We start from the raw sequence: 12,409 nt of genomic DNA on the forward strand, positions 1-12,409 counted from the left end.
CCAATGTAAAAAAGGCTGCCTGAGGCAGCCTTTTTGTTATTCATCATAATCGATGCGATGTACCTCAGCCTGTAACTGTTGGAGTTGCTGTTTCATCGCTCGCATCTCTTTGTGCATCGGGATGATATGCGCGACCCGAATCCAGGCTTCGACAGTCAAACCGGTCAGGATGATCGCACCGGCCACCATGGGCAACCACATATCGGTTAACGCCATGCCCAACAGCGTTAACACCAGTCCAAAGGTAAACAAATAGCTCTGACTTTTCGGGGTCATCCCCATATAACGTGTCAGCATACTTCTGCCCTCCCGCCACCAAGTACATGATAAAAGTAGCATGACCTTGATGGCCCTGATAGCTCAGCGCTTATGCAAATCCGGCTTTTCTCTCAGAGTATGATCTGGCGCAAACATCGCTGAGTTGCTGTGTTTTAACCCCATTTTCGCGTCAGTTAGGAAAAGAACGCCGCACCGATGGCCAGAATAACGAACAGGATCGCGGTGACTTTGCGGATCAGATTTAACGGGAGCTTATCGGCCGACAATCTGCCAAGCAGTACCACTGGCACATTCGCCAGCAACATCCCCAACGTGGTGCCCACAATCACCCAGCCCAGAGCATCGGCGTACTGTGCGCCAAGAATCGACGTCGCAATCTGAGTTTTATCGCCGATTTCCGCCACAAAAAACGCGATAAAGCTGGCGATAAACGGTCCGCGACTGGATATCGACTCATCGTCATCGAGTTTATCCGGGATCAACACCCAACCGGCCATAACGAGGAAACTGATCACCAGAACCCACTTGAGGATTTCGGGGGACAGAAAATCGGCGACCACCACACCAAGCCAGGCGGCCAGGGCGTGATTGGCCAGGGTCGCGGCCAAAATCGCAGCAATGATGGGTAACGGTTTACGATAACGGCTTGCCAGCAGTAGAGACAGCAATTGGGTCTTATCGCCAATTTCGGCTAAGGCCACCGTAGTAATTGAAATAGCTAAAACGCTCACGACATGCTCTTTGGGGCAGGGATTATAATTTTAACCGTAGACAAACCTCGCGCCCCACCCCGGTTCACGATGTTTGTCTAAGGTCTTGCTAAACCCATCCAGCGATGAGCCTCGAACGCCATGGTGATTTGGCACCAATTATGTTGACGGACGAACCAGATAACCAAGAATGGTGACCGGGTAAGCTACTCCCCAAAGACGGCGGAATTCTAATCAGGCTAACGCCAGATCTCAAGTAAGAAATCCATCAAAAGTGGCCTTTTTGGCGATTTCCGAACAATAAACACAATAAATTCCACTAAAAGACATTTTTGACTACGAATTAAGCAAGATTAGCCCTACTCCCATGCAGAATATCTCGGTATACTTGATCGTTATTTTATTCAACCGTCATTACTCAACATGGCTGACCAAAGGTGGTGTTCACCACTCGTTATCGGGCGGTCATCATGAGTAACCGAACAATTGCGCGAACCTGACTTATGCAAAAATACGATATCAAAACCTTCCAGGGAATGATCCTCGCGCTGCAGGATTATTGGGCTCAAAATGGTTGTACCATTGTTCAACCACTGGATATGGAAGTGGGTGCGGGTACCTCTCACCCAATGACCTGTCTGCGAGCACTTGGCCCAGAGCCAATGTCGACCGCTTATGTACAACCTTCACGTCGTCCGACCGATGGCCGCTACGGTGAGAACCCGAACCGTCTTCAGCACTACTACCAATTCCAGGTCGCGCTGAAACCATCGCCAGACAATATCCAAGAGTTGTACCTTGGCTCCCTTGAAGTTCTTGGTATCGACCCACTGGTTCACGACATCCGTTTCGTCGAAGACAACTGGGAAAACCCGACACTGGGCGCCTGGGGTCTGGGCTGGGAAGTGTGGCTCAACGGCATGGAAGTCACTCAGTTCACTTACTTCCAGCAAGTTGGCGGCCTGGAATGCAAACCGGTAACCGGTGAGATCACTTACGGTATTGAACGTCTGGCAATGTACATCCAAGAAGTCGACTCGGTTTACGACCTGGTTTGGAATATCGCCCCAGACGGCAGCGCTGTGACTTACGGTGATATCTTCCACCAAAACGAAGTCGAGCAATCAACCTACAACTTCGAACACGCCGATGTCGATTTCCTGTTCAGCTTCTTCGAGCAGTGTGAAAAAGAGTGTAAAGAGTTGCTTGAGCTTGAAAAGCCACTGCCACTACCTGCTTACGAGCGCATCCTGAAAGCAGGTCACGCATTCAACCTACTGGACGCACGCAAAGCGATCTCAGTGACTGAGCGTCAACGTTACATCCTGCGCATCCGCAATCTGACCAAAGCAGTAGCAGAAGCATACTACGCATCGCGTGAAGCACTGGGCTTCCCAATGTGTAAGAAAGAACAAGCGTAAGGGGTAAAGTCACATGGCAAAAGAATTTCTAATCGAGCTGGGTACCGAAGAGCTACCACCAACGCAACTTCGCACTCTGGCGGAAGCATTCGCAGCAAACTTCGAAGCAGAACTCAAAGACGCGGAGCTTGCGCACGAAGGTGTAAAATGGTTCGCGGCGCCTCGTCGTCTGGCACTAAAAGTAGCGGCATTGGCAGAAAGCCAATCAGACAAAGTGGTTGAAAAACGTGGTCCTGCGGTTTCTGCAGCGTTTGACGCGGAAGGCAACCCAACCAAAGCAGCTCAAGGCTGGGCTCGTGGTTGTGGCATTACGGTTGACCAAGCGGATCGCATGGTAACCGACAAAGGTGAATGGCTGCTGTTCAAACAAGAAGTGAAAGGTCAGCCAACATCTGAGATCATCGTTGAACTGGCAGCAAAAGCACTAGCAAACCTACCTATCGCAAAACCAATGCGCTGGGGTAACAAGACGACTCAATTTATCCGCCCAGTGAAAACGCTAACCATGCTGATGGGCAGCGATCTCATTGAAGGTGAGATCCTCGGCGTAGCGTCAAGCCGCACCATCCGTGGTCACCGCTTCATGGGTGAGCAAGAGTTCACTATCGATTCTGCTGAGCAATACCCTGCGATCCTAGAAGAGCGCGGGAAAGTGATGGCCGATTACGAAGCGCGTAAAGCCATCATCCTCGCGGACGCACAAAAAGCGGCAGCAGAAGTTGGCGGTATCGCGGACCTAGAAGATGACCTAGTAGAAGAAGTCACGTCTCTGGTTGAATGGCCAGTAGTACTAACCGCGAAGTTCGAAGAAGAGTTCCTAAAAGTGCCTTCTGAAGCGTTAGTTTACACCATGAAAGGTGACCAGAAGTACTTCCCTGTTTATGACGAAAACAAGAAGCTACTACCTAACTTCATCTTCGTATCGAACATCGAATCAAAAGAACCTCGTTACGTAATCGAAGGTAACGAGAAAGTGGTTCGTCCTCGTCTTGCTGATGCTGAATTCTTCTTCAACACCGACCGTAAGCGTCCGCTTATCGACCGTCTGCCTGAACTAGAGCAAGCGATCTTCCAAAAGCAACTGGGTACGATCAAAGACAAAACCGACCGCATCACTGAACTTGCTGGCTACATCGCTGAGCAAATCGATGCTGACGTTGAGAAATCGAAGCGCGCTGGCCTGCTAGCTAAGTGTGACCTAATGACCTCAATGGTATTCGAATTTACCGATACTCAAGGTGTCATGGGCATGCACTACGCGCGCCACGACGGTGAAGCGGAAGAAGTGGCCGTCGCACTGAACGAACAATACATGCCGCGTTTCGCCGGTGATGAGCTGCCATCCAACGGCGTTTCAACGGCCGTCGCAATGGCAGACAAACTGGACACTATCGTCGGTATCTTCGGTATCGGTCAGGCGCCAAAAGGCAGCGACCCATTTGCCCTGCGCCGCGCATCGCTCGGTGTACTGCGTATCATCGTAGAATACGGCTACCACCTAGATCTTGTTGACCTAGTCGCAAAAGCGAAGTCGCTGTTCGGCGATCGCCTGACCAACGACAACGTTGAGCAAGACGTGATTGAATTCATGCTGGGTCGTTTCCGTGCCTGGTATCAGGACGAAGGCTTCAGTGTGGATGTGATTCAGGCGGTCCTGGCGCGTCATCCGACCAAACCCGCAGACTTCGACCAACGCGTGAAAGCGGTTTCTCACTTCCGTGAACTGGAAGCGGCGGAGTCTCTCGCAGCAGCAAACAAACGTGTCGGTAACATTCTGGCGAAATTCGACGGCGAACTGGCCGCAGACATCGACCTGGCACTGCTACAGGAAGACGCAGAGAAAGCACTTGCGGAAAGCGTTGAAGTGATGACAGAAGCACTAGAGCCGGCCTTTGCTACGGGTAACTACCAACAAGCGTTGAGCAAGCTCGCTGACCTGCGTGAGCCGGTGGATGCGTTCTTCGACAACGTTATGGTTATGGCCGATGACGAAGCGCTGAAAAAGAACCGTCTGACCCTGCTGAACAACCTGCGTAACCTGTTCCTAAAAATCGCCGACATTTCGCTATTGCAAAAATGACGTGCTGCAATCGACATGAGTTGTCGACATAAAGGCAACGATGTAAGCCCAACTCCTCGGAGTTGGGCTTTGTTTTATCTGTTGCACGGAATTAGTGCTTTTCGTCGCCCAGCCATTCAGGTATGTTCAAGGATTACTCTGTTCGCCAGCCACGCACTGGCGCTTCTACACTTATCAAAGCAATCACAATGAATTAGGTAAAATCAGCAATGCAATTCTCTAAGTTTGGTGAAAAGTTTAATCGATACTCCGGTATTACGCAGTTAATGGATGACTTGAATGATGGCCTGCGCACACCTGGCGCCATCATGCTCGGCGGAGGCAACCCGGCCGCCATCCCGGCCATGCTCGATTACTTTCACCGAGCCTGTGAGGAAATGCTCGAAAATGGCGATCTGGTGGCCGCGCTGGCGAACTACGACGGCCCGCAGGGAAAGAATGTGCTGGTGAAAGCGCTGGCGGCGTTACTGCGCGACACCTATGGCTGGGACATCAGTGAAAAGAACATCAGCCTGACCAACGGCAGCCAAAGCGGCTTCTTCTACCTGTTTAATCTGCTGGCTGGTAAACAGGCCGATGGCTCACATAAAAAAATTCTGTTGCCACTCGCTCCGGAATACATAGGGTATGGTGATGCTGGTGTGGACGAAAACATCTTCGTCTCCTACCACCCGGAAATCGAACTGCTGGATAACCGCCTGTTTAAATACCATGTCGACTTCGAGCAACTAACCATCGACGACTCCGTGGCAGCGATTTGTGCTTCTCGCCCGACCAACCCGACCGGCAACGTCCTGACAGACGAAGAGATCCGCAAACTGGATCGGTTAGCGCGCGCCAATGACATTCCGCTGATCATCGACAATGCCTACGGCCTGCCGTTCCCTAACATCATTTTTGAAGACGTACAGCCATTTTGGAATGAGAACACCATTCTTTGCATGAGCCTGTCCAAACTCGGCCTGCCTGGCGTGCGCTGCGGGATTGTGATTGCCAGTGAAGCCATCACACAAGCGATGACCAACATGAACGGGATCATCAGCCTGGCTCCGGGGAGCGTCGGTCCGGCTCTGGCCCACCATATGATTGAAAAAGGCGATCTGCTGACACTGAGCACTGAGGTGATCAAGCCCTTTTACCAGCAGAAATCCCAACGCGCGGTCGAACTGCTGCAAGCCGCTATCAGTGATGAACGCTTCCGGATCCATAAACCTGAAGGGGCGATGTTCCTGTGGTTGTGGTTTGATGAGTTACCCATCACCACCATGGAACTGTATCAACGCCTCAAGGCACGTGGGGTGCTGATTGTACCGGGCGAGTATTTCTTTATCGGCCAGGAAGACGAATGGGCGCATGCGCATCAGTGTCTGCGAATGAACTACGTTCAGGACGACGACAAAATGCAGCTAGGGATCGCGGCCATCGCCGAAGAGGTGGAAAAGGCCTACCGGGAAGGGTGAGAGAAACAACCTTCTCCGCACAAAAAAGAGCGCCTATGGCGCTCTTTCTCACTCTATACACTCACTCTTATGCTCAGCGATTTTCCAGCAGTTGATTGCCGATAGTAATTTTGCGTGGCTGCATCGCTTCCGGAATTTCACGCACCAGGTCAATATGCAGCAAGCCGTTTTCCATCGATGCGCCCGTCACTTTGACGTAGTCCGCCAACTGGAACTTACGTTCAAAATCACGCTCTGCAATGCCTTGATAAACGTAATTTTTGCCTTCTTCCGCGTTACGTTCACCCTTCACGATCAACATGTTCTCGTTTTGTGTCAGATCGAGTTGTTGCTCAGAAAAACCCGCCACCGCCATGGTGATACGGTAGTTGTGCTCATCTTTCTGCTCAATGTTGTAAGGAGGGTAACCACCAGAGGAGCTTTTGGTGGTGTTCGCTTCCATCAGGTTGAACAGACGATCGAAGCCAATGGCATTACGGTATAGTGGTGAGAAATCTACATTACGCATAAAATCTATCCTCTTAATTAAGCAATAGTCTTAGCCCGGATGAACTTCTTTCCGATGGCGTGTTGATGCAAACAACTTCGCCGAGCTAAGCATTCCAGATCATTCCACAGGCCTTGGTTTGGCGCGGAGACATGATAAGGAATTGTCATCAGTCAGGTTATGTGCCAAAACGCAGTCTCCTCCACAGAGCGAGCAGGTGTTGGCGATGTCAGAGAGCTGTGCTTCTAGTCTCTAGCAAACCAGTCATCCCCTTCACTATTAGATATAAGGGCACAAAAATGGCTTTCAAGGGGAAAAATGAAAATTTTAATCAGCCCGCGGATCGTCACGGGCTGATGGGGTAATCCGCTTACTTGCGAGAAGATTTACGCGCTTTTACTACGCTTTGCTCTGCCGCTTTCTCCTGCTTTAGCTTGCGTTTTTCTTTCAGACTTAACTGGGGTTGTTTCTTCTCTTGCTTACTCATGACTTCACCTCTGTTGACTGACATAACCGACAGCCGCACACCGACAACAACGCGGGTGAGCGTGACGAATGCACAATATCGGTAATCACAAAACGGCGCCGCTGATGGAACAGGATCATGTCGAACTCGTCCTGTAAAACCCGCCCCAATAGCTGGGCACCCAAATGAGAATCCACGGCCAGCTGGCCACTCAGAGGCCGGCTTTTATCGGCGTTGACTAACGTGACTCGATAATGATGACGGCGTTCGATATCCATCAGCCCTACCCGATCACCGACAGCAATGCGGGCACCGTTGTGGCAATCGGCCTGTTGATCATAGCGTTCAAACAGCGCTAACAAGCGCAGCGGAGACTGATAGGTTAAAAAGCGACTGGTGAACCACCAGGTACGCAGTGCCGGGGCGTATGCCGACCATCTACGTGCCAACACGATGACTTCCTTCTCAAGACCTTGTTTTAGCGATAATTGCGATACATAGAGCCGGAAGTGCCTCACTTCCGGCTCAGTCCAGGAACCTCGTCACCATGTGTGTTCTCCGCAAGTTAGTGGGTGTGCTAGCACTATAACCAGAGCCCAAAAGAAAGCAAAAGCGCCGCCTCGAACAAAATGGCAAGAAACCGGTAAAACAGACAGAAAATGGTACGCGGGGATCAGAAAGTGGCAGTAAACTCGGAAAAACCACCAGAGCTGGAATAAAGTGGCGATTTGCACCGTCGACAAAAACAAAAAAGCAGCGATGTATCGCTGCTTTTTTCATACGAGATGTTAACGCGAGTTACACGTCTAGGTTAGCGACACGCAAGGCGTTTTCTTCGATGAAGTTACGACGCGGTTCAACCTGATCGCCCATCAGCGTGGTGAACAGTTGATCGGCGCCCACGGCGTCCTCGATAGTCACCTGCATCATACGACGGGTTTCCGGATCCATGGTGGTTTCCCACAACTGCTCCGGGTTCATCTCACCCAGACCTTTGTAACGCTGACGGCTCAGACCACGCTGCGACTCTTTCATCAGCCAATTAAGGGCTTCCACAAAGCTGCCCACCGGCTGAATACGCTCACCGCGTTTGATGTACGCCCCTTCTTCGATCAGACCATCGAGGCTTTCTGACAACTCGGCCAGTCTGGCGTACTCTTTTGAGTTCAGCAGATCCACACTCAGCATGTAATCGTAAGTCACACCATGAGTACGCACTTTGATTTTCGGAATGCTGACACCCAGCTCCTGATGCTGTTCAATTTCATAGCTGTACTGGCTGGCACCCACTTCTTTGGCATTCAGTTGTTCCACCAGTTGTTGGGTCCAGGCCTCGACCTGTGCCACATCCTGGCATTGATCCGCCGTCAAACGTGGTACGTACAGGAACTCATGCAGCAGCGCATACGGGTACCGGCGACTCATGCGCTCCACCAGCTTGATGCCGGCGTTGTATTGCTGAACCAGTTTCTCCAGTGCCGCACCAGCCATGGCTGGTGCATCCGCATTGACGTGCAGCGCCGCGTTGTCTAACGCCAGCGACACCTGATACTGATTCATCGCTTCTTCATCTTTGATGTACTGCTCTTGTTTGCCTTTCTTCACTTTGTAAAGTGGTGGCTGAGCGATGTACACGTAGCCGCGCTCAATAAGCTCTGGCATTTGACGGTAGAAGAAGGTCAGCAGCAGCGTACGGATGTGCGAACCATCAACGTCCGCATCGGTCATGATGATGATGTTGTGGTAACGCAGTTTATCCGGGTTGTACTCATCTCGACCGATGCCACAGCCCAGTGCCGTGATCAGTGTGGCCACTTCCTGTGAAGAGAGCATCTTGTCGAAACGCGCTTTTTCGACGTTGAGGATCTTACCTTTCAGCGGCAAAATCGCCTGGTTCTTACGGTTACGACCCTGCTTAGCACTCCCGCCCGCAGAGTCCCCCTCCACAATGTACAGTTCAGACAGTGCCGGGTCTTTTTCCTGACAGTCAGCCAGTTTACCCGGCAGACCTGCCAGATCCAGCGCACCTTTACGGCGTGTCATTTCACGCGCTTTACGCGCCGCTTCACGAGCACGCGCCGCGTCGATGATTTTTGAACACACCATCTTGGCTTCGTTCGGGTTCTCGACCAAAAATTCTGACAGCTTCTCACCCATGGCCGACTCAACCGCCGACTTCACTTCAGACGACACCAGCTTGTCTTTGGTTTGGCTGGAGAATTTTGGATCCGGCACTTTCACCGAAACCACCGCCGTCAGACCTTCACGCGCATCGTCACCCGACGTCGCGGTTTTCGCTTTCTTCGAGAAACCTTCTTTGTCCATGAAGGTATTCAGCGTCCGGGTCAATGCCGCGCGGAAACCCGCCAGGTGAGTCCCCCCGTCACGCTGTGGAATGTTGTTGGTGAAACAGAAGATATTCTCCTGGAAACCATCGTTCCACTGCATCGCCACTTCCACCGCAATGCCGTCTTCACGTTCAAAGTTGAAGTGGAAAATTTTGTCGATGATCGGCGTTTTGTTGGTATTCAGGTGATCAACAAAGGCCTGAATGCCGCCTTCGTACATGAAGTGATCGTGTTTATCCGCTTCGCGCTCATCAATCAGCTTTATCGATACGCCCGAGTTCAAAAACGACAGTTCACGCAGACGCTTCGCCAGGATGTCATAATGGAATTCGGTATTCGAGAAGGTTTCCGCACTTGGCCAGAAACGAATTTGTGTGCCGGTTTTGTTTGTATCACCGACCACCGCTAGAGGTGCTTCAGGTTCACCATGACGGTAAGTTTGCGTATGGATATGACCGCCACGATGAATGGTCAGGACCACTTTTTCAGACAAAGCGTTCACGACCGACACCCCCACACCGTGCAAGCCACCAGAGACTTTGTACGAGTTGTCATCGAACTTGCCGCCCGCGTGCAGGACCGTCATGATCACTTCAGCGGCAGACACTTTCTCTTCCGGGTGCATTTCGGTTGGAATACCACGGCCATCGTCGCTCACGGAAACCGAGTTGTCCTCATGAATTGTCACAACGATGTCTTTACAGTGACCCGCCAACGCTTCATCAATTGAGTTATCGACTACCTCGAACACCATGTGGTGCAAACCGGTGCCATCATCAGTGTCGCCGATGTACATACCCGGACGCTTACGCACCGCGTCCAGACCCTTCAGTACCTTAATACTCGATGAATCGTAATTTTCAGACATGAGTTACTCTCTCACTATTTATCCTTGCTCGATCACACCATGTTCCACATGGAACAATCGGCCAGAATCATCGCGCATGTCGGCAATCTGGCTGTCGGTAATCGAGCTTACAAAAACTTGAGCCCCCGTCGCTTTAAGGCAATCTGCCAGTCGTTTGCGACGTTGGCTGTCTAATTCAGAAGCAAAGTCATCGATCAAATAGATGCATTGCTTACCGGTCTTGTCGGTCAGATGCTGGCCTTGCGCCACACGCAGTGCGCAGACCATCAGTTTCAGTTGACCTCGTGACAGAACATCCTCCACCGGGGTTCCGTTCACTTTAATGCGCAGATCCGCTTTGTTCGGGCCGCTAAAGGTGTAACCCAGCGCTTGATCGCGTTCGAAGTTTTTCTCGAGAATCTCTTGGTAGGGCGTCTCTTTATCCCACCCACGATAATACTTCAATTGAATATCAAATTCTGGCAAAAATGTCTGGCAAATCGACTCGGCGACCCCTTTCATTTGCTCGACATATTCCGCCCGCCAGGCACTGATCTGCTCGGCCAGCACGGCCATCTGCTGATCCCAGTAACTGAGCTCGCGATATCGGGTGGCCGTTTTCAGCAGTGCATTGCGCTGCTTATTGAGGCGCTTAAACCGCCCCCAGGCATCGTAAAACGCCGCTTCGGTATGAAACACGCCCCAATCGATGAACGCCCGCCGGTGTTTCGGCCCGTCCGTCAGCAAATCAAACCCTTCAGGGTGAATCAGCTGCAAGGGCAAAACCTGAGCTAATTGTGCCAGTTTTTGACCGGTTTGACCGCCTATTTTAACCTCTGTCGAGCCATCACGCTGCTTATTAATGCCAATTGGTAGCTCAAATTGGTCCGAGTTCAAAAAACGACCGTGGACAAACAGTTCATCACACTGGTTTTGGATCACCCGGCCGGTCAGCGAGCTTTTGAAAGAGCGACCGTGACCGAGCAGATACACCGCTTCCAGCACGCTGGTTTTGCCGCTGCCGTTGGGGCCGATAAGAAAATTAAAGCCTGGCGACAGTGCGATGTCGCAGGCTTTAATATTGCGAAATTGCTGAATGATTAAACGGGAAAGAGGCATTCAGTTGGTCTGAGTCACAACGCTTACAGACGGATCGGCATCACCACATACATGGCGCTGTCGTCATCACGGTTTTCAATCAACGCACTGGCGTTTGCGTCCGACATGGACACACGCACCGCCTCACAACGCAAGGTATTGAGCACATCCAGCACATAGCTGACGTTGAAACCAATTTCGATCGCCTCACCGTCAAATGTGACATCCAGCATCTCTTCGGCTTCTTCCTGCTCTGGGTTATTGGCGGTAATGCGCATTTCGCTGTCCGCCAGATTGACCCGCACACCGCGAAACTTTTCGTTCGACAGGATCGCCGCCCGCGAGAACGCCTGACGCAGCTCATCACAGCCCGCTTCCAGTGTTTTGGTAGTATTTTGTGGCAATACGCGGCGATAATCGGGGAAACGGCCGTCAACGAGCTTAGAGGTGAAGACAAAGTTATTCACTTCCGCGCGTACATTGGAACTGCCGATCTGCAACACCACAGGTTGCTCTGGAGCATCCAGCAGCTTCACCAGCTCCTGCACGCCTTTACGCGGCACAATGATCTGCTGCTGGGCAAATTCAGCGCCCAGTTGGGTCTGCGCCACCGCCATCCGGTGACCGTCGGTCGCCACACTGCGCAGGGTGGTGCCTTCAATCTCAAACAGCATACCGTTGAGGTAGTAACGCACATCCTGGTTAGCCATCGAAAACTGGGTTTTCTCAATCAAACCACGCAGGTCAGCCTGAGTGACGGAAATTTCCACCTCACTCTGCCAGTCTTCAATGTTCGGAAAATCGCCTGCTGGCAATGTGGCCAGAGAGAAACGGCTGCGTCCTGAGCGCACCTGAACGCGATCGCCTTCAAGCAGTACCGTGATCACCGATTCATCCGGCAGGCCACGGCAAATATCGAGGAATTTACGTGACGGCACCGTGATACTGCCCGCCTCACACTCGCCTTCCAGGCTGACCCGGCTGATCAGTTCCACTTCCAGATCGGTGGCGGTCATCGACAGGACATTGTCGTCGACTTTCAGCAGCAGGTTACCGAGGATCGGCAAAGTCGGCCGGCCCCCCAAAGCGCCAGAGACTTGTTGCAGGGGTTTCAGCAGGTGACTACGTTGAATAGTAAATTTCATAGCTAGCTCTTAACGGTGTATGGCATGTGCCGGTTTTTATTATCAGCGATAAGAATAGTGCGATCTCG

General features: G+C 51.7%; 10 protein-coding genes. 3 read left to right on the forward strand and 7 right to left on the reverse strand.

The annotated features are described in order from the left end of the window. Positions 1–36: 36 nt before the first annotated feature. Both CAG65_RS16865 and CAG65_RS16870 read right to left on the reverse strand, forming a co-directional pair. A complete protein-coding gene (locus CAG65_RS16865) occupies positions 37–297 on the reverse strand; it encodes a hypothetical protein (protein ID WP_021707015.1) in 261 nt (86 codons plus the stop codon). A 155-nt stretch (positions 298–452) separates the two neighbouring features. Then, entirely contained in the window at positions 453–1,010 is a 558-nt protein-coding gene (locus CAG65_RS16870; protein ID WP_021707016.1) for a TMEM165/GDT1 family protein, read from the reverse strand. 482 nt (positions 1,011–1,492) lie between these two features. Between CAG65_RS16870 and glyQ the strand changes: the two genes are divergently transcribed. From glyQ to CAG65_RS16885, 3 genes are all read left to right on the forward strand, one after another. After that, on the forward strand, positions 1,493–2,410 hold the full coding sequence (gene glyQ / locus CAG65_RS16875) for a glycine--tRNA ligase subunit alpha (protein WP_161454362.1): 918 nt from the start codon (positions 1,493–1,495) through the stop codon (positions 2,408–2,410). A gap of 13 nt (positions 2,411–2,423) precedes the next feature. Further along, positions 2,424–4,490 (forward strand): glycine--tRNA ligase subunit beta, encoded by a 2,067-nt coding sequence (glyS, locus tag CAG65_RS16880; RefSeq protein WP_161454363.1) that lies wholly within the window; start codon positions 2,424–2,426, stop codon positions 4,488–4,490. 209 nt (positions 4,491–4,699) lie between these two features. Further along, the gene (locus CAG65_RS16885) at positions 4,700–5,950 is read left to right on the forward strand and encodes a valine--pyruvate transaminase (protein ID WP_161454364.1); all 1,251 of its coding nucleotides are present in this window, start codon (positions 4,700–4,702) and stop codon (positions 5,948–5,950) included. 73 nt (positions 5,951–6,023) lie between these two features. Here CAG65_RS16885 and CAG65_RS16890 read toward each other — a convergent pair whose 3' ends face one another. From CAG65_RS16890 to dnaN, 5 genes are all read right to left on the reverse strand, one after another. Continuing rightward, positions 6,024–6,458: an Hsp20 family protein gene (locus CAG65_RS16890; protein WP_161454365.1), complete on the reverse strand. Its 435-nt coding sequence runs from the start codon at positions 6,456–6,458 to the stop codon at positions 6,024–6,026. Between the two features lie 462 nt (positions 6,459–6,920). Then, positions 6,921–7,355 (reverse strand): GreA/GreB family elongation factor, encoded by a 435-nt coding sequence (locus CAG65_RS16895; RefSeq protein WP_337247566.1) that lies wholly within the window; start codon positions 7,353–7,355, stop codon positions 6,921–6,923. Positions 7,356–7,701: 346 nt separating this feature from the next. Beyond that, entirely contained in the window at positions 7,702–10,119 is a 2,418-nt protein-coding gene (gyrB, locus tag CAG65_RS16900) for a DNA topoisomerase (ATP-hydrolyzing) subunit B (RefSeq protein ID WP_161454366.1), read from the reverse strand. An 18-nt stretch (positions 10,120–10,137) separates the two neighbouring features. After that, complete coding sequence (gene recF / locus CAG65_RS16905) at positions 10,138–11,217, reverse strand: DNA replication/repair protein RecF (RefSeq protein WP_161454367.1); 1,080 nt, start codon at positions 11,215–11,217, stop codon at positions 10,138–10,140. A 23-nt stretch (positions 11,218–11,240) separates the two neighbouring features. After that, entirely contained in the window at positions 11,241–12,341 is a 1,101-nt protein-coding gene (gene dnaN, locus CAG65_RS16910) for a DNA polymerase III subunit beta (RefSeq protein WP_161454368.1), read from the reverse strand. Positions 12,342–12,409: the final 68 nt, after the last annotated feature.

It is taken from the genome of Vibrio sp. V39_P1S14PM300 (assembly GCF_009904765.1).
GTDB lineage: Bacteria > Pseudomonadota > Gammaproteobacteria > Enterobacterales > Vibrionaceae > Vibrio > Vibrio proteolyticus.

What these genes read in the sequence shown, in the direction of transcription:
- recF (WP_161454367.1), bottom strand. Translation starts at nt 11,217, where the DNA reads ATGCCTCTTTCCCGTTTAATCATTCAGCAATTTCGCAATATTAAAGCC.
- CAG65_RS16865 (WP_021707015.1), bottom strand. Translation starts at nt 297, where the DNA reads ATGCTGACACGTTATATGGGGATGACCCCGAAAAGTCAGAGCTATTTG.
- dnaN (WP_161454368.1), bottom strand. Translation starts at nt 12,341, where the DNA reads ATGAAATTTACTATTCAACGTAGTCACCTGCTGAAACCCCTGCAACAA.
- gyrB (WP_161454366.1), bottom strand. Translation starts at nt 10,119, where the DNA reads ATGTCTGAAAATTACGATTCATCGAGTATTAAGGTACTGAAGGGTCTG.
- CAG65_RS16890 (WP_161454365.1), bottom strand. Translation starts at nt 6,458, where the DNA reads ATGCGTAATGTAGATTTCTCACCACTATACCGTAATGCCATTGGCTTC.
- glyQ (WP_161454362.1), top strand. Translation starts at nt 1,493, where the DNA reads ATGCAAAAATACGATATCAAAACCTTCCAGGGAATGATCCTCGCGCTG.
- glyS (WP_161454363.1), top strand. Translation starts at nt 2,424, where the DNA reads ATGGCAAAAGAATTTCTAATCGAGCTGGGTACCGAAGAGCTACCACCA.
- CAG65_RS16885 (WP_161454364.1), top strand. Translation starts at nt 4,700, where the DNA reads ATGCAATTCTCTAAGTTTGGTGAAAAGTTTAATCGATACTCCGGTATT.